The sequence below is a fragment of the Microbulbifer maximicatervae (SeqCode) genome, assembly GCF_052467065.1.
Genome location: NZ_CP174299.1, coordinates 4,984,068 through 5,001,868, shown reverse-complemented (window position 1 = coordinate 5,001,868; position 17,801 = coordinate 4,984,068). Strand labels below are relative to the sequence as shown.

The 17,801-nt window shown below is 51.8% G+C and carries 14 protein-coding genes; 10 read left to right on the top strand and 4 right to left on the bottom strand.

Going from position 1 to position 17,801, the window contains the following annotated elements; translation table 11 throughout:
* The first annotated feature begins 156 nt into the window (after positions 1 to 156).
* Positions 157 to 2,022: an ATP-binding cassette domain-containing protein gene (locus tag ACJJI1_RS22095; protein WP_444958037.1), complete on the top strand. Its 1,866-nt coding sequence runs from the start codon at positions 157 to 159 to the stop codon at positions 2,020 to 2,022.
* A 53-nt stretch (positions 2,023 to 2,075) separates the two neighbouring features.
* On the opposite strand, the gene ACJJI1_RS22090 is transcribed toward ACJJI1_RS22095, so the two are convergent.
* Positions 2,076 to 2,519 (bottom strand): universal stress protein, encoded by a 444-nt coding sequence (locus tag ACJJI1_RS22090; RefSeq protein WP_282932316.1) that lies wholly within the window; start codon positions 2,517 to 2,519, stop codon positions 2,076 to 2,078.
* 146 nt (positions 2,520 to 2,665) lie between these two features.
* Here ACJJI1_RS22090 and ACJJI1_RS22085 point away from each other — a divergent pair, with 146 nt between their 5' ends.
* From ACJJI1_RS22085 to ACJJI1_RS22070, 4 genes are all read left to right on the top strand, one after another.
* A complete protein-coding gene (locus ACJJI1_RS22085) occupies positions 2,666 to 3,196 on the top strand; it encodes a hypothetical protein (protein WP_444958036.1) in 531 nt (176 codons plus the stop codon).
* 207 nt (positions 3,197 to 3,403) lie between these two features.
* Positions 3,404 to 6,091, top strand: coding sequence for a type I DNA topoisomerase (gene topA, locus ACJJI1_RS22080; RefSeq protein ID WP_444958035.1), 2,688 nt, complete (start codon positions 3,404 to 3,406; stop codon positions 6,089 to 6,091).
* 3 nt (positions 6,092 to 6,094) lie between these two features.
* Positions 6,095 to 6,586, top strand: a complete 492-nt coding sequence (locus ACJJI1_RS22075) for a DUF6586 family protein (protein ID WP_444911030.1) — start codon at positions 6,095 to 6,097, stop codon at positions 6,584 to 6,586.
* A gap of 354 nt (positions 6,587 to 6,940) precedes the next feature.
* Positions 6,941 to 7,198 carry a hypothetical protein gene (locus ACJJI1_RS22070; protein ID WP_282932320.1) on the top strand — a complete coding sequence of 86 codons (258 nt, stop codon included), beginning with the start codon at positions 6,941 to 6,943 and terminating at the stop codon, positions 7,196 to 7,198.
* 63 nt (positions 7,199 to 7,261) lie between these two features.
* Here the strand turns inward: ACJJI1_RS22070 and lexA are convergent, their stop codons facing one another.
* The gene (gene lexA, locus ACJJI1_RS22065) at positions 7,262 to 7,867 is read right to left on the bottom strand and encodes a transcriptional repressor LexA (protein WP_444893501.1); all 606 of its coding nucleotides are present in this window, start codon (positions 7,865 to 7,867) and stop codon (positions 7,262 to 7,264) included.
* Between the two features lie 160 nt (positions 7,868 to 8,027).
* Here lexA and ACJJI1_RS22060 point away from each other — a divergent pair, with 160 nt between their 5' ends.
* The 5 genes from ACJJI1_RS22060 (at position 8,028) to ACJJI1_RS22040 (ending at position 12,331) form a co-directional block, all read left to right on the top strand.
* Positions 8,028 to 8,666, top strand: coding sequence for an LOG family protein (locus tag ACJJI1_RS22060; RefSeq protein ID WP_444958034.1), 639 nt, complete (start codon positions 8,028 to 8,030; stop codon positions 8,664 to 8,666).
* A 282-nt stretch (positions 8,667 to 8,948) separates the two neighbouring features.
* A complete protein-coding gene (locus ACJJI1_RS22055; RefSeq protein ID WP_282932323.1) occupies positions 8,949 to 9,578 on the top strand; it encodes a TetR/AcrR family transcriptional regulator in 630 nt (209 codons plus the stop codon).
* Positions 9,579 to 9,611: 33 nt separating this feature from the next.
* On the top strand, positions 9,612 to 10,628 hold the full coding sequence (gene nagZ, locus ACJJI1_RS22050; protein WP_444897698.1) for a beta-N-acetylhexosaminidase: 1,017 nt from the start codon (positions 9,612 to 9,614) through the stop codon (positions 10,626 to 10,628).
* An 81-nt stretch (positions 10,629 to 10,709) separates the two neighbouring features.
* The gene (locus ACJJI1_RS22045; RefSeq protein ID WP_413662432.1) at positions 10,710 to 11,816 is read left to right on the top strand and encodes a mechanosensitive ion channel family protein; all 1,107 of its coding nucleotides are present in this window, start codon (positions 10,710 to 10,712) and stop codon (positions 11,814 to 11,816) included.
* Between the two features lie 299 nt (positions 11,817 to 12,115).
* Entirely contained in the window at positions 12,116 to 12,331 is a 216-nt protein-coding gene (locus ACJJI1_RS22040) for a cold-shock protein (protein WP_020413094.1), read from the top strand.
* A 514-nt stretch (positions 12,332 to 12,845) separates the two neighbouring features.
* Here ACJJI1_RS22040 and ACJJI1_RS22035 read toward each other — a convergent pair.
* Positions 12,846 to 13,841 carry a CsiV family protein gene (locus ACJJI1_RS22035; RefSeq protein ID WP_444958033.1) on the bottom strand — a complete coding sequence of 332 codons (996 nt, stop codon included), beginning with the start codon at positions 13,839 to 13,841 and terminating at the stop codon, positions 12,846 to 12,848.
* A 123-nt stretch (positions 13,842 to 13,964) separates the two neighbouring features.
* Positions 13,965 to 17,444 carry a transcription-repair coupling factor gene (gene mfd, locus ACJJI1_RS22030; protein WP_444958032.1) on the bottom strand — a complete coding sequence of 1,160 codons (3,480 nt, stop codon included), beginning with the start codon at positions 17,442 to 17,444 and terminating at the stop codon, positions 13,965 to 13,967.
* Positions 17,445 to 17,801: the final 357 nt, after the last annotated feature.

Genomic DNA, 17,801 nt, shown 5'->3' with positions numbered 1-17,801 from the left:
CTCAATTACCTCAGTTGGACGTGTGTTTCCAGCTATGACTGACTATACGGTAAAAACGCGTAAAATAGCTGATTTTTCACAGAACCCGAAAGAGCCGACTTCGCTTCTTTCATCAGCGGGATTGAGGTTCGGGTTTGATAATTGTAGTGCCTATTTATGTTGCTTCTATTGGATGGGGTCAGTCTTCGTTACGGGACCCAGGTACTGGCAGACAATGTCAGCGCAAAAGTTGAGCGTGGAGATCGTATATGCCTTGTTGGGCGTAATGGGGAGGGGAAATCCAGCCTGTTGCGCTTGATCGCGGGGCAAGTTGACGCGGATAGCGGCGAGATTGTTCGTGCCAGCGGTATGGTTCAAGCGGTTTTGGAGCAGGAGTTACCTGCCGATTGCCCCGATTCTGTCTACGGGTACGTGGCTATGGGATTGGGCGAAATAGGCGCTGTTTTGTCGGCGTACAGGGACTCCCCCACAGCAGAGCTACAAGCCAAAATCGAAGCGGCTTACGGTTGGGAGCTGCTGCCGAAAGTGGACAGTGTATTAGATCGTTTGGGGCTCGATGCAGACGAAAAGGTTGCCGACCTTTCCGGTGGCTGGCAGCGCCGTGCTGCTCTGGCTCGCGCCTTGGTGGTGGAGCCTGATCTGCTGATACTGGATGAGCCAACCAACCACCTGGATATTGCTGCAGTCGAATGGCTTGAGAATTTCCTCGCCAGCTATCGTGGCGCTCTTTTGTTTGTGAGCCATGATCGTGCATTGGCACAACGTTTGGCCACCAGTGTATGGGATTTAGATCGAGGACACTTGCGGACTTTTCGCTGCAAGTTCGACCGTTACCAGGAAGAAAAAGAGAAGCTTCTCGAAGAGGAGGCAAAAAACGAGGCCTTGTTTGACAAAAAATTGGCGCAGGAAGAAACCTGGATTCGGCAGGGAATTAAAGCGCGCCGAACCCGTAATGAGGGGCGGGTAAGAGCGCTTCAAGCACTGCGTCGCCAAAGGGAAGCGCGCCGGTCCCAGCAGGGTATAGCCAAGATGGCCCTGGATAGCGGTGAGATGTCCGGCAAATTGGTCGCTGAGTTGAAGGGCGTCACTTTTGCTTACCCCGATGAGCAACCGTTGATTAGGGATTTATCATTCACGCTGATGCGTGGAGACCGCGTTGGCCTAATAGGCCCCAATGGTGTCGGCAAAAGTACCCTGATCAAATTGCTGCTGGGAGAGCTAAAGTCCCAGGGGGGGAGTGTGCGCCTGGGTACCAAGCAGCAAGTGGCCTATTTCGATCAGCGCCGGGATCAGCTGAATCCCGATTTGACTGTGCTCGATAATGTCGCCGAAGGGCGCGACTCAGTGACTATTGGTGGTAAAAGCCGCCACGTAATGTCTTATTTGGCCGATTTTCTTTTTAGTGGTGTTAAAGCCCGTACTAAAGTCAGCGCCTTGAGTGGTGGAGAGCGAAATCGCGCCTTGCTGGCAAAATTGTTTAGCCAGCCCGCCAATATTTTGGTGCTCGACGAGCCCACCAATGACCTGGATGTAGAAACCCTGGAGCTGCTTGAACAGTTACTCCTGGACTTTGGCGGAACGGTTCTGCTGGTGAGCCATGACCGTGCTTTCCTGGATAATGTGGTGGGCTCATGCCTCGCATTTGAGGGGGATGGCCGCATCCGTGAATACGTGGGTGGTTATGGAGATTTTGTGCGCCAAGGTGGCAGCTTTGTCGCTGAGCTGAAAGAAGTTAAGCCAGCTGCTAGTAAACCAAAGGAAAAGCCCCAGTCCCAGGAGGCGGCTCCAGCGAAGAAAAAGAAACTGAGCTATAAGCTTCAAAGAGAGCTGGATAGCCTGCCCGCCTTGATTGAGTCTTTGGAAGAAGAGATAGGGGCTATTGAGCAAGAGGTTGCCGACCCCAGTTTTTATCAGCAGGAGCAGGCATTGGTGCAGGCTAAGCTGAACACCCTGACGGAAAGACAAGCCCAGCTCGAAGAGGCATTTGAACGCTGGTCAGAGCTGGAGGGGGGAGACGACTAAGTTGAAGGGGAAGCTGCAATTATTGCTGCTTCCCCCCCCCCAACTTTGAAGGATTATTCGTCTTCCATATGTACCCGAATCGCCAGAACATCGCATTTGGCGCCATGGAGAACGCCGTTGGCGGTAGAGCCGAGTAGTAGCGCTAAGCCGTGACGACCGTGGCTGCCAATAATGATTAAGTCAGCTTCGATATCTTTGGCTAAGCGATGGATCTCAGTAGATGGCTGGCCGAGTATTACGTGCTGGCGATCTGCGGGGATATCCAGCCGATCGGCGGCTTTTTGCAATTGCTCCTTGGCCTGGGACTGTAGCTGGTCCTGTACCTCGGAGAGGTCCATTGGGATGTCGCCGCCATAGGCAAAAGTCAGGGGCTCAATGGCGTGAAGTAAGCTTAACTCTGCACCAAATGCTTCAGCCATATCAGCGGCCCTATCAAGCACCTGGGAAGACTCTTTTGACAGGTCCAAGCCCACGAGGATGTGTCGGTATTTCGCCATAATTTACCTGCTCCTATCCCTTTTTATTGACTGTGAAAAGCACCCTTGTGACACCTATTTTGAGTCTACCGCAAAAAAAACCGATTGACATAGATCACGCGGAACACCGCACAATAGTCACTTTTTTCCACTGATGAGGAGTGGTTATGTCTGATTGGTTGCCGGTGATTATCGTCGGATTTGCCATCGCTTTGGTGCTGGGGCCGGTGATGTGGCTCAAGCCCAATGCCCGTGACAGCCGTCTTGCAGACTTGCGTAGCCGGGCGGCCCAGGCTGGCATTACCGTACAAATCCAAGCGCTGCCTGTGGCGTTGGGTGATGGGACCGCAGCTGTCTATTATCACCGCTGGCAGAACCGCAAAGGACTGAGTGTGGGGTGGGTTTTGGATAAGCAACGGATTGAGCACGAACTGAATTTTTCCGGTGTTTGGGATTGGGCTGATGGCCAGCCAGCTCCGCAAGGGGCATGGAAATATTTGCGCGAGCTACTGGAAAAAATCCCTCGGGACGCCTGTGCGATCACTGCAACACCAGTGGGTCTCGGTATTCAGTGGCCGGAGTCAGGAGGCAATCAAGCCTTCCAGAAACTGATGGCGTCGCTTGATGAGTACACCCCCTTAATAGAAGAAGCTATTCGAAAAGTGAGTTCACGCGCGGCGACTGAGGGGCTGTCTTGATTGCCGTATTAGCGGTGTAAAAGAGCGTCTACTGAGTCGCATTTAGGCGGACTGCCCAGTGCCAAATTTGGTGACTGTGAGTGGAAAATTGTCAGCTTTGCTTGACCGCGCTTGAAGTGAGGCTTATATATTCGCGCAGCACAAGCCCGATAAGAGGGCTTGAAAGACTTGCAATAGCAGTAAATTTTCATTTGAAATCAAAGGCTTATGGGTAAATCACTGGTCATCGTCGAATCACCGGCCAAAGCGAAAACCATCAATAAATATCTCGGCAAGGACTTTGTTGTGAAGTCCAGTGTCGGCCATATTCGCGATTTGCCCACAGGTGGGGGCAATAAACAGCCGGTTGACGCAAAGGAGCGCGCCCGTCGTGCAGCGGAAACACGCAAGCTTTCCCCCGAGGCGAAAGAGGCTTACAAGCGGAAGAAAAACCGCGATCAGCTGATTAAGCGTATGGGGATCGACCCGGATCACGAGTGGCAAGCCCACTACGAGATATTGCCGGGTAAAGAGAAAGTGGTGAGTGAGTTACAAAAACTCGCCGAAGGCGCCGATCATATCTACCTCGCAACGGACTTGGATCGCGAGGGAGAGGCAATTGCCTGGCATTTGCGTGAAGCAATTGGTGGCGATAACGATCGCTACCGCCGGGTAGTGTTTAATGAAATTACCAAGTCTGCGATTCAGGAGGCCTTTAAAGATCCCGGCCGCCTGAATATTAATCGGGTAAACGCCCAGCAAGCGCGCCGTTTCCTCGATCGAATCGTTGGCTATATGGTGTCCCCTCTACTGTGGGAAAAAGTAGCCAGAGGCTTGTCTGCGGGGCGTGTGCAATCTGTTGCGGTCCGCCTCGTAGTTGAGCGGGAGCGGGAGATTCGCGCGTTTATCCCGGAAGAGTACTGGACCTTGTTTGCCGATACGGCGACGGCAAAGGCTTCCAAGCTGCGCCTCGAGGTGAAAAAGCAGGCTGGTGAGGCTTTCCGTCCTACCAACGAAGAGCTGGCAATGAGTGCTGCCAAGCAGCTTCAGTCCAGTGAGTTTGTTGTTTCCGCCCGTGACGATAAGCCAACCAGCTCCAAGCCCAGCGCACCATTTATTACTTCCACTTTGCAGCAGGCGGCCAGTAACCGCCTCGGCTTCAGTGTGAAGAAGACCATGACCCTGGCCCAGCGCTTGTATGAAGCCGGTCATATCACCTACATGCGTACAGATTCCACCAATCTCAGTAAAGAGGCTGTGGAATCTGCACGGGATTATATTGCCGAGAATTACGGCGATAAGTATCTTCCAGAGAGCCCCAATAGCTACAGCAGTAAAGAGGGTGCTCAAGAGGCGCACGAAGCGATTCGCCCGTCCGATGTTCGTATCGCCCCAAATATGTTGTCCGGTGTTGAGCGGGATGCGGAGAGGTTATACAACCTGATTTGGCAGCAGTTTGTGGCCTGCCAGATGACGCCTGCCCAATTTACCTCCTCTTCAATCGTGGTCAGCGCAGGTGACTTTGAGTTGCGTGCGCGGGGTCGAGTAATTCGTTTCGATGGTTTCCTGAAAGTTGCGCCACCGAGCGGCAAAAAAGATGAAGATCTGGTGCTTCCAGATGTGAAGGTAGGCGAAAAGCTATCCCTGCAACAGCTGGATCCCAAGCAGCACTTTACCAAGCCGCCCGCGCGGTTTAGTGAAGCGGCCCTGGTTAAGGAGCTGGAGAAGCGCGGTATCGGCCGCCCCTCCACCTATGCTTCCATTATTTCCACGATCCAGGATCGCGGTTATGTCCGCCTGGAAAACCGTCGTTTTTACGCTGAGAAAATGGGGGATATTGTTACTGACCGTCTCAGTGAAAGTTTCAAGAACCTGATGGACTACGGATTTACCGCAAACCTGGAGGAATCCCTGGATGCGGTTGCCGACGGCGATAAGGGTTGGAAGCAACTGCTCGATGAGTTTTATCAGGACTTTTCCGGGCGCCTGGAGAAAGCCCAGTCTGCCGATGCAGGTATGCGTCGCAATACGCCGACAGACACCGACATCGAGTGCACTAAATGTGGCCGCCATATGCAGATCCGCACTGGCTCCACTGGCGTATTCTTAGGATGCTCTGGATATGCACTGCCGCCAAAAGAGCGTTGTACCAATACCATGAACCTGGTTTCTGGTGATGAGGCGGTCGATGCGGATAAGGACGAGGAAGCTGAATCCAGGTTGCTGCGGGAGAAGCGCCGCTGCGGCAAGTGCGGCACGGCTATGGATAGCTACCTGTTAGATGAGCAGCGTAAATTGCATATCTGTGGCAATAACCCGGATTGCAATGGCTACGAGATTGAGCAGGGCACTTTTAAAATTAAAGGCTATGACGGCCCTATTATTGAGTGCGATAAGTGTGGCAGTGATATGCAGTTGAAGTCTGGTCGCTTTGGCAAGTACTTCGGTTGTACCAATGAAGACTGTAAAAACACCCGTAAGCTGCTGAAAAATGGGCAGCCGGCGCCGCCGAAAATGGACCCGGTTCCCATGCCGGAATTGGCCTGTATCAAAGTGGAGGATCACTATATCCTGCGCGATGGTGCCTCGGGTCTATTCCTGGCTGCCAGCCAGTTCCCGAAAAACCGTGAGACCCGCGCGCCCCTGGTTAAAGAGCTGCTGCCTCACCAGAGTGAGATCGATCCAAAGTACAGTTTCCTCTTCTCTGCACCAACGCAAGATGACAGTGGGCGGGATACCGTAGTTCGATTTAGCCGCAAAACCCAGGAGCAATATGTTCAATCTGAGGAAGAGGGCAAGGCGACCGGTTGGCGTGCTTTTTATCGCGATGGTGGTTGGAAAGTAGAGGCCTCCACTAAGAGCACTGCCGCCAAGCGCAAGAAACCGGCAGCTAGAAAGACAGCGGCAAAGAAGTAGGTAATGAGTAACTCTTACACGATTCATGTCACTTCGGCTCTACGCAAGAGCCAGCTGTTGTTGCAACAGCCGTGGGACTTGCCTCTCCAGCGCGATGCGCTGGAAGAGGCAGCGTTGATGCAGTTGTGCAAGGCCTATCGGGCTTTTCTTGCAGAGCAGGCCGCCCAGCTTCAGCTGGGATTCGAACCGGAGTCTCCGCAGTTGATCATTGATGCGCTGGGCGTTCAGGGTAGGGCTAGTGCAGAGGCCAATGAGCTGTCCGGCCTGGTCGGCGACCCGCAGAGTTGGTTATCCCATATGCTTTACGCCTGGGAAGAGCAGCAGAAAATATCTGTGGGTGCTGATGAAAAACAGCAACAGGTTAATTTAATCCCGCTACACAACGAAGTTGCCAAGCCCGAGTTTGCACCCTTGTCCAAAGAGTTATTGCTTCAGTGGCATCGCTCGCTGAGTGAGTTGGTGGTGAGGCAGCGCGCTCACTTGGATGAATGTTAACTAATACGCTTACTCGACCTCGGTGAACTTCTGAATAGGTTCGTAATATTTCTGCGAATTTTGAAGGTTGTAGATATTAGGTGCACCTCTACGGGAAAGTCCGCTGTCCTTTGAGTGAGTCACAATAGAGTAGTTGCGACCCACTCGACATAACCCGCAACCGGTGCAACGTGCAAAGCAATTCACTCTTCTCTTGTGATCTCTTGAGTGGTTTAGGTAATTCTTTGATATAGCGTACTAGTAATAGACTGCCTCGAAAGTCAGGAGCCAGAAGCCCTCAAATTGGATGAATGAAACTTATCGCAAGCCTGTGGTACACTGGGCGCAAACTGTTGTGCCGTGAAGGAAAAGCGAATGTCCTCCGAAACTTTTGAAATAATCGAGCTGGCTAATGGCGATGTAGCTTTGCGTCGTGCTGGCCATAAAGAGGACCCTTTGGTAAGCATTTCTTTTTCTGCAGAAAGCCTTCAGTTTCTGCGCAAGAACAAGGTTGCTGTGGCAAGGGCTATGTTGGAAGCGGGCATTGAAGCCGTACAAAATCTAGACGATCTTGAGGCTGGTTACTTCGAGGAAGAAGACGATTTAATGCCGGTAAATCATACTATTCACTAACATCAGCGTTAGTTCGAGTCTTATCAACAGCGGCCAATGGCCGCTGTTGTCGTTTTTAGGGGCTTAAGGCGTTTGGCGAATAACCCCTACGGCTAATCCCTCAATCACAAAGTTCTTATCTCTCATATCGACTTGAATTAACTCAAAGTCATCATTTTCAGGTAGCAACTGAACGGTTGCCTGATTTCCCTTGCGGCGAAAGCGCTTCACAGTGACTTCATCATCGATACGGGCAACCACGATTTGGCCATTGCGCACTTGCTCGGTCTTTTGTACTGCCAGCAGGTCTCCATCGAGAATGCCCGCATCTCGCATACTCATACCATGCACCCTCAACAAATAATCTGCGGGGGGATGGAAGAAGCTCGCGGGCAAGTCGCAGTAATCTTCAATATGTTCGCTGGCGAGTATGGGATTCCCCGCAGCTACTCTACCCACAATCGGCAAGCCGGATTGGTGATCCGGAATTCGAATGCCTCGGGAAGCGCCGGCAACCATCTCGATGGCGCCTTTTCTGGCGAGCGCTTTCAGGTGTTCCTCGGCGGCATTGGGTGAGCGGAAGCCGAGCTCCTGGGCAATTTCTGCCCGCGTTGGCGGGTAGCCTGTTTCATCCAGGTAGGACTTGATTAGGTCGAGAACCTGGGACTGACGAGCGGTGAGATTGGTCATAGATTTACCTAGTTTTCTGTATTTATATACAGTTGCTGGAATTATATACAGATTTATTGTTCGCGCAATCCTCAGGTTTTAGTCTTTGTGAGCTGCTACATTGATGGAGAAAGCAAGGAGAGAAGAAAGCGTTGAAGGAACTGACAAAGAGGGAAAAATAATGTTGGATGCAAAAATGCCGGAAGCCTGGAGAGTGCTTCGTATTCAGTCTGAATTGGTGGATGGGATAGAGAGGCTGATAGCGTTAGGTGGTGCAGTGACAGTGTTTGGAGGGGCGAGATTTACAGAGGATAGTCCTGAATATCAGCAGGGGGTAAAGTTGGGAGAGTTGCTCGCGGCTGAAGGGATCCCCGTGATTACCGGTGGTGGCCCGGGACTGATGGAGGCTTGTAACCGAGGGGCTTTCGGGCAGCCCGGCGCATCAATTGGGTTAAATATAGAGCTGCCATTTGAGCAGGCGGCAAATCCATATCAGGACATCAGTTTGAACTTCCGATACTTTTTTGTACGTAAATTTATGTTTGTAAAACACGCACTTGGATTCGTTGGACTTCCCGGTGGCTACGGCACGTTGGATGAGTTGTTTGAAGCTCTTACCTTGGTACAAACGCAGAAGGTGCGGCGTTTCCCAATTGTGTTGGTAGGAAAGCGTTACTGGGGTGGATTGTACGATTGGCTAGTAGATACAGTGTTAGAGCGCGATTGTATTGATGCCAGTGATCTCGACCTTTTTCATATCGTTGATAGTGTGGAGGAGGCTGCGGCCCTGATTATGAAATATATGCAGGTGAAAGAATAATTATTCGGGTGATCTTAAAATACCGAAAAATTTTCAAAGTTATTTTTGTTAAAGCTGCCCCCGGACTAAAAGGCTATGCAGGCTGATGGGGTGGCGTACTTGCACAAGTTGGCGGGAGATCAACTCCAGCAGTATTGATCTTACCGCCTGACATACTTTTCCCTGTTATTTTTACTCTTGTACCTTGCTGAGTGGAGAGCTTAGCTGGCGGGCTCTAGATCAGTGAGAATGTGCTACTCTGGCGTCGATTAAACGTATGTTTTAAATGGTGGTTTGATACTTATGAGCCAGATAGATACGGTCAGCCGGATACTCGATGCAGCAGAAGTGCTGTTTGCTGAACGGGGTTTTCCTGAAACCTCATTGAGAACAATTACGAGCACGGCCGGGGTTAATCTGGCGGCAGTTAACTACCATTTCGGCTCCAAGAAAGAATTGATACAGGCGGTATTTGAACGCTTTTTAACGCCTTTCACTAATGCTCTGGAAGAAGAGCTTGATCGCCGTATTGCCCTGGGGCAGCCCCTGGGGGTGGAGGAGCTGATCGAATGCCTGTATCGAGTTGGGTTGGGAAGCCTTGGGCTGGAGGGAAAGGATCCACAGCGATTTATGCGTCTTTTAGGATTGGCCTATACCCAGTTCCAGGGGCATTTGCGTCGATTTATCGTATCTCGATACGGGGATACTTACCGCCGTTTTGCCGGACTGCTGGCTGAAGCGTTACCGGGCTTGGACCCAGAAACTTTCTATTGGCGCCTCTACTTTATGCTGGGAGCGACCATTTTCACACTGTCGAGCCACGATGCGATTGAGGCTATCCTGCGGGAGGATTTCGGTTCTGACAGTACCCTGACCCAGACTCTTGAGCGATTGGTACCCGCTGCTTCGGCCATGTTGAAGGTAGATAATTAGTGGGCGCACTCTTAAATCGATAAGGAACTTAATATGTCTTTACCACCCGGACCGGTCATGGTGGATATCGAGGGGCTTGAACTCACCGAGGAAGACTGTGAGTTGCTTCGGCATCCGATGGTGGGCGGGCTGATCTTTTTTGCGAGAAACTATCGGGATCGCCAGCAGCTTATCCAATTGGTTAACTCCATCCGTGCGGTGCGACCAGAGATCCTGCTAGCGGTAGATCAGGAGGGTGGCAGGGTTCAGCGGTTTCGCGATGACTTTACGCGAATACCTTCAATGCAGGCCCTTAGTGCTGTCGCCAGTAACGAGCAATTGCAGGATGTGGGGTGGCTGCTGGCCGCAGAGTTGCTGGCTGTAGGCGTGGATTTTAGCTTTGCGCCGGTTTTGGATGCGGATGACAGTCACAGCAGGGTGATCGGCGATCGGAGTTTTTGTCCCGATCCGGCCCAGTTAACCGCACTGGCTCGCCCCTTTATCCAAGGGATGCGCGAAGCGGGCATGGCCACAACAGGTAAGCATTTTCCGGGGCATGGCCACGTGCTGGAAGACAGTCATGTGGAGTTGCCAGAGGATAAGCGTTCGTTGGATCAGGTCTTGGCAACCGATGCACTTCCGTTTATCGATTGTATTGGAACCCAGGAACTTACTGCGGTGATGCCGGCCCATATCCGCTTCATCAACATTGATAGCCAGCCGGTGGGATTCTCCCGCTATTGGCTGCAGGATGTATTGCGGCGACAGCTGGGATTCAATGGAGTGATTTTTAGTGATGATCTGTCTATGGAAGGGGCGGGTGCGGCCGGAGGCTATGGCGATAGGATTCGCGCAGCCCTGGAAGCCGGTTGTGATATGGGTATCGTATGCAACAATCGTGTCGGCGCTTTTGAGGCGCTGGCGGCACTGGATACCTTTGTGCCCAAACCGGAGTCCACTCATCGGTTGTCGGCCATGGGTGGCAGGCCGGTGATCGGCTCCTGGGAGGAGCTTGAGAAGAGTGCGCGGTGGCACAGAACCAGGGAGTGGTTAGCTTCCATAATGCGCTGAAATAAGTTGTTTAAATCCGTCGTCTATTGAGAAGGCGCTGTACGGATATTACTGATTGTTGGTTAAAGCGGAGGGGGTCGAGTGGAGTCCGTTGAGAGCGTGCTGTTGTCCTGGCTTGGTGAGAACCGGGTCTGGATAGTTTCTGTTTTCCTCATAGTACTTGCGTCTGGGGTGTTGGCCTGGTTATTTGGCCGGTTCGTGCAGCGCATGGCCATTAAGGCGGAAAAAACGGTTAACCCCTGGGATGATGCCTTGGTTGGGGCGCTCTCCCCTCCCGGGCAGGTATTGGTATGGCTGTTGGGCTTGACTGTCGCTGCCCAGCGAGCGGGGGACGCCACTGGTGCCGAGATATTCTCCCTGGCTGCACCGACGCGGGAAATAGGCTTGATCCTGGTGATGGCCTGGTTTGCCTGGCGGTTCTCACACAGCGTGGAACACAATCTGTGCGATCCGCGCTATATGGGCAAGCCGATGGATGCCACTACGGTACGTGCGATCGGCAAGCTGGTCAGGGCCTCAATCGTGATCACGGCGGGAATTGTGGTCATGCAGTTCCTGGGCTATAGCGTCAGTGGTGTTTTGGCGTTTGGTGGTATTGGCGGACTGGCTGTCGGTTTTGCGGCCAAGGACCTGCTGGCAAACTTTTTCGGTGGCCTGATGATCTATCTGGATCGGCCCTTTGCGGTGGGCGACTGGATTCGCTCCCCCGATAAGGAGATTGAGGGGACCGTGGAAGATATCGGTTGGCGCCTGACCAGAATTCGCACTTTTGATATGCGACCCGTCTATGTTCCCAATGGCATCTTCACCCAGATTGCGGTAGAAAATCCTTCCCGTATGTTAAATCGTAGGATTTTTGAAACGATTGGTATTCGTTATGAAGATGCCCATCATATGGCGGCAATCGTGGCGGATGTTAAAAATATGTTACAGGAACATCCGGAAATTGATTCTAATCGTACGCTTATTGTTAATTTTAATAGTTTTGCTTCCTCTTCTTTGGATTTCTTTATATATACGTTTACCCGCACTACCGATTGGGTTCGTTATCATGAAGTAAAACAGGATGTTCTATTAACGATTCTTAAAATAATTGAGGGATATGGGGCATCTTGTGCATTCCCAACCTCAACATTACATATTGCCGATATACCTTCATTAACGCGAGAGGCCGCGTTAGACAGTTGAGGAATGGGAGTGCAATAAGGTACAAATGATTAGTTTCTAATTGAGCACTATTGAAGATTTTGACGGTTAATTACGCATATTGGGAAAAACGTAGTATTTATTTCACATAGAAAACTAGACACTGGCGCTGTTTTATCTAAGAATCAGGGTACGTCCTTTGGGTATATGCTCATCGGATTAAGCAAGATAGCATTCTGCATGGAGCAGTTTGTTAACAATGGGGTGGCGTTTGCCCCTCTTGCCGAATTGAGCAGTGAGGTAAAAGAGGTAGGCGCAATAACAATAATGAGGTTTTCTCAATGAGTGATCGCGTTACAGGTACAGTGAAGTGGTTTAATAACGCACGGGGTTATGGCTTCATCACCTGTGGAGAAGGAACTGAAGATATTTTCGTTCACTATCGCAGCATTCGCGGCGAGGGCTACAAAACCCTTAATGAGGGGCAGGCGGTAGAGTTCGAAATGCAACAAGGTGACAAAGGACTGCTGGCGGAAGATGTTGTTCCCTGTGAGTGATTTATAGATCACTCGTTGAAAGAACTGTTGTCGTGTAGGGTCCTGCGGCTCAATTGACGCCGGCCCTGTCAGCGCCTCTGAAAAGCGGATCTTTATGATCCGCTTTTTTGTTTGCTACTTTGCAGTGGATATAGGTTCTTCTTCTTTAAGTTGCATTTGTGTCCCTCTTTGTAGATTTGGTCATATCCCGCCCCACCTAAAGTCCCCAATGTAATTGTGTGTATATGAGTGAGTTTATTGTGCTCAATACCGCTGTGCTAATTATTATTTTAATACTTCCGGAATATTGCCCCACTGATAGCAATTTTATGTTGTTGTGGGGTGGCGGTATTTGCTTGTTTGCTGGCTGTATTTTGATTAAAGATAAATTGATTAAATATCGGCTGGATGGGGTGTGCTTGCAGTGATGGTGAAATTAATTCGTTTGAGGTGAAGAGTTTTAAAGGTATATTTAAAATAATAGCCCCGGCAAGATTTGCAGGGGCTATTGGCGAAAGTCGATTATTTAAATAAATTAACTTTCTGTGCGGTTATCTATTTCTTGGTCGGAATTAAGCATATCCATATTTTGCGAATCTTCTTTGGGTTTGGCTACAGTGCGCACTTCAATAAGAATGCCAAATGCAGGGTGGTCGATATAATGAAGTTGTCCGCTACGCAAACGTCTCTCGTGTTGCAGTCTCGCAGCCTGGGCTACATATAATGGTTCTTCTTTTATAAATTCCGGCTCGCCCAGTGTGAGTGGCTCAGTTGTGTTAATTGCGCCCTGACTATTTTCGATATCAAACCCGTTATTTTGTGAATATGAATTTTCAATGTCACTGTAATTACCGGTTAGGATTTGTAGTGGCTTTTCGATTTTATTTTGTGGGCGCTGAGGAAGAAGAATACTGTGTTCCCCGGGTTGCGTATAAAAATCGCTGAGCCACAAATTAGTACTGATATGTAAATAGCGAGCGACACTCAGGGTGATAGATCCCTCAAGCTGGCTGTGGCCGCTGAGCTGGCTGCCGCCATCAATCAGAATGGCCGGGGAGTTTCTCTTGGTTTTTAAAACCTGGCGCCAGGCCTTGTGAAACAGGACCCTGTCACCAGCCCTGGAAATTGTGGCGGCTTTGTTGCCCAGCAGCCTGGGTACAGGTCTTAGCAGCAAGTTTCTTGGTGCTTGCTCAGAGTTCTGCAAGCTAGTAGACACGTCGCCCTCAAGTTCCGATGATTCAATATCGGCTGGGCCGCTCGTTTCTGGGCTCGAGATGATGTCTTCAAGCGATAACACCTCATCTTCTGTTGGCTGAGTTGGAGTGCGCAGGGTGTCAAAGTCGATCCACTTTGATGGATACTGAAGACGGGGTGCCGTCGGCCAGGTCTCTGCGGTTCTTTCCATCCCCTGGGGGCGCTCGAATACGATCATTTCTATTTCGAAAGTATTGCCAGCGTAGTTGACGGCCTGGGCACTGGTTGCTGCCAGCGTGAGCGCCAGGGTTGAGCAGAGGCTAATTATCCTTTTCATGGGTTTACCACTTAAACAATTCTATTTGGGTGCCGAGGGTGTCATTGCCGACAGGCCGTTTAAGCGGGAGTAGGAGACTAATTAGTTTTGCCGCCAGCTCCCGCTGCTGCCTGCCGGATGGTATCACTGTGCAAGCTTTTCCAGAACTTCGTTAATTTCCTGGAGCTTGCGATCAGTACCCTCCTCATTGAGACTGAAATTCAGTTGGTTTGCGCCGGCCAGCTGGTAGCGTCCCGGCTGGGTTTGCACCATCTTAACCAAAGTGAGCGGATCTACACGGGTATTCTCCGCAAATTCGATACGCCCTCTTGCCGCAGAGGCCTCAAGTTTGCGGATGCCCATACTCTCGGCCTTTAACTTGATCTCCGTGGTGCGGAACAAGTGTTTTACCGATTCCGGCAGTAGCCCGAAACGGTCGATCATCTCTACCTGAAGTTCTTTCAGTTGCTGCCCGTCAGTGGCATTGGCAATGCGTTTGTACATGATCAGACGGCCGTGGACATCGGGCAGGTAGTCCTCGGGAATCAGCGCGGCAACCCGCAGATTGACGTCCACCGCAGGGGATTCGAGGGGTTCGTCAATATTCGGTGTGCGGCCCTCGCGAATGGCCTTCACTGCCTTGTCGAGCATCTCCATATACAAGTTGAAGCCGACACTCTGAATCTGCCCGCTTTGTTCCTCACCTAGCAGTTCGCCTGCACCGCGAATTTCCAGGTCGTGGGTAGCCAGGGTAAAGCCTGCACCTAAATCCTGGGCTTCGCTGATCGCCTCCAGACGCTTCACGGCGTCATTGGTCATGGAGCGCTTGTTGGGAGTCAGTAGATAGGCGTAGGCCTGGTGGTGCGAGCGCCCCACGCGACCGCGCAACTGGTGAAGCTGGGCCAGGCCGAACTTGTCTGCGCGCTCGATCAGTATCGTGTTGGCTGTGGGGACGTCGATACCGGTTTCGATAATGGTGGTACAGACCAGGACATTAAAGCGCTTGTGATAGAAGTCACTCATTACCTGTTCCAGCTCCCGTTCGCGCATCTGGCCGTGGCCTATGCCGATACGGGCCTCGGGAATCATCTCCTGTAGCTCCCGCGCGATTCGCTCAATGCTTTTGACTTCGTTGTGCAGGAAATACACCTGACCACCGCGCAAGATCTCCCGCAGGATAGCCTCTTTTACCAAGGCATCATCGCGCTCGCGCACGAAGGTTTTCACAGAGAGGCGCCGTGCTGGTGGGGTGGCGATCACCGATAGATCGCGAATACCGGCCATGGCCATATTCAGGGTGCGGGGAATAGGGGTGGCGGTAAGGTTGAGGATATCCACCTCGGAGCGGAGGCTCTTGAGGCGCTCCTTCTGCCGGACGCCAAAGCGGTGTTCTTCGTCGATAATCAGCAGGCCGAGATTTTTAAAGTCCAGATCGCTTTGCAACAGCTTGTGGGTGCCAACCAGGATATCCACCTTGCCACTGGCAACCTTCTCTTTCACGCTGTCCACTTCCTTGCCGGAGCGGAAGCGGGAGATCACCTCGATATTGATCGGCCAATCGGCAAAGCGATCCTGGAAGGATTGATAGTGTTGCTGGGCCAACAGGGTGGTGGGAACCAGCATGGCCACTTGCATACCTGCGTGGGCCGAGACAAATGCAGCCCGCATGGCCACTTCTGTCTTGCCGAATCCCACGTCGCCGCAAACCAGTCGGTCCATCGGCTTATCTGAGAGCATATCCCCTAGAACTGCCTCGATGGCTTGTTGTTGATCTGGAGTTTCCTCGAAGGGGAAACCTGCGGAAAACTCCCGGTAGGCCAATTGAGGGTTATCGAAGGCATGGCCAATACGGGCTTCGCGGCGGGCGTAGATATCCAGCAGCTCCGCAGCTGCATCGCGGACTTTCTCGGCGGCTTTGCGTTTGGCTTTTTGCCACTGTTCACTGCCCATTCTGTGCAGCGGGGCCAGGGCTTCATCGGCACCGGAGTAGCGGCTGATCAAGTGCAGGCTGGCCACCGGTACGTAGAGCTTGGCATCGTCGGCATATTCAAGGGTCAGGAATTCTGCCGGTTGCCCGTCGATCTCCAGGTGCTGTAGGCCGCGATAACGACCTACGCCGTGATCAATGTGAACGACGGGAGTGCCCATGCGCAGTTCAGCCAGGTTTTTAACCGCGTTGTCCGCTTCATCTTTGGCTTTTTTACGGCGGCGTTGCTGCAGTACCCGCTCACCAAATAACTGCGGTTCTGCGATCAGGTTGATTTGCGGGTCCTCAAGCAGCAGCCCTTGATCGATGGGGGCTACGGTAATCCCGATAGTGTCCTTTGCGGCGAGGAAGTCCTGCCAGCTCTGGAAGCTGGGAGGGCTGAGCCGTATGCCCTTTAATAGCTCCAGCAATGCCTCGCGGCGCCCGCTACTTTCAGCGCAAAAAAGCACCCGACCGGAGTATTCCATCAGGTAGCTTTCCAGTGCAGCCAGGGGTTGTTCGGACTTGCCATCTACTGGCAGTGAGGGGGGTACGGAAGTGTCAAAATTACAGTTGCCCTGGGCTTCCGGAAGACTCTCCGCAGAGAAGATTGCCCGGGGCATGGACTTCAGGGCACCGTTAAGCTCATCAATTTCCAGTAAAATCTGGCGTGGTGGCAATATGGGACGGGTCAGGTCGCCGCGACGACTTTCATAGCGATTGCTGACTTCGCGCCAGAAATTGTCCAGCGGCTGTTGGATATCTCCCTGTAAAAATGCCTGGCTGCCCTCGGGCAGATAGTCGAACAGGCTTGAGCAGTTCCCATCGAAGAACAGAGGCAGGTAGTACTCAATGCCCGCCGGGGCAATTCCTGCACTGATATCCTGGTAAATTGGCACTTGGCTGGGATCGCTATCGAATTCACCGTGCCAATTTTGCAGAAACCCTGATAGGGCAGCCTTGTGCAAAGGGAATTCCCGTGCAGGTAAAAGGTGAATGGTTTTCACCTTGTCGATGGTGCGTTGGGTTTCCGGGTCAAAGGTCCGCAGGGATTCAATTTCATCGTCGAACAGATCGATGCGGTAGGGCAGGGGGCTGCCCATTGGGAAAATATCCATCAGTGAGCCGCGCACAGCGAATTCGCCGTGTTCGTAGACGGTGTCTACGCAGTGGTAGCCGGCCTGCTCCAGCAGTCTCCGCTGGATATCGATATCAAACTGCTGCCCCTCCTCCAATATCAGCGCATTGCCGGCAATATAATTGCAGGGTGGTAGCCGGTGCATCAGGGTGCTGACTGGGATTATGACGATCCCGGCCCCCATTTTCGGCAGCTGGTAGAGGGTGGCAAGGCGATCCGAGATGATGTCCTGGTGGGGAGAGAAGGTGTCGTAGGGGAGAATTTCCCAGTCGGGAAAATGGAAAATTTCCAGCTCCCTGTTTTCCCCCTTATCTCGCCGCGCTTTGTTAAAAAATTTCAATTGCACCTCTAAACGGTGCGCTTCGAGACTGTCCTTTGTGATTAACAGGGTGGGCGCTTTGTTATTGCGTGCCGCGTTGAGGATGGCGAGCGCGGCAGCTGCGCCATGCAGTTGTCCCCAAAATTGTCGGTCACTGGAGGAGCGAAACTTCGGTGGGGTCAGGGGCTGTATTTCTGTCATCTTTCCTTATATATCCGCGCGTTCATTCGAGATGTCTTCGAGGTCGGCTATTGTAGCCGCGAACAGTTTTGCTTGCAGGGAATGTTAACCCTGCCTGTGTTTCCAGTCGGGAACAACTACGCTTTTTTATGGATTGCGCAATGTCGCTCGGGTGGACTACAAAAAGGTAGTTTTACTACATTTTTTTGGCTCTTTTTTGCTCAGTTGCGCAGTATAAAGCGAACACTATAATGCGCAGCCATGCGGTCCTGAGTGGTTTCAAGGCCGTATTTCTTGCCTACTAAATACATTGCAGAGGTGTCCGATAGTGACTCAGAAGCGACCGAAGCCCGCGGACTTTTTCAAGGACTGGAAACA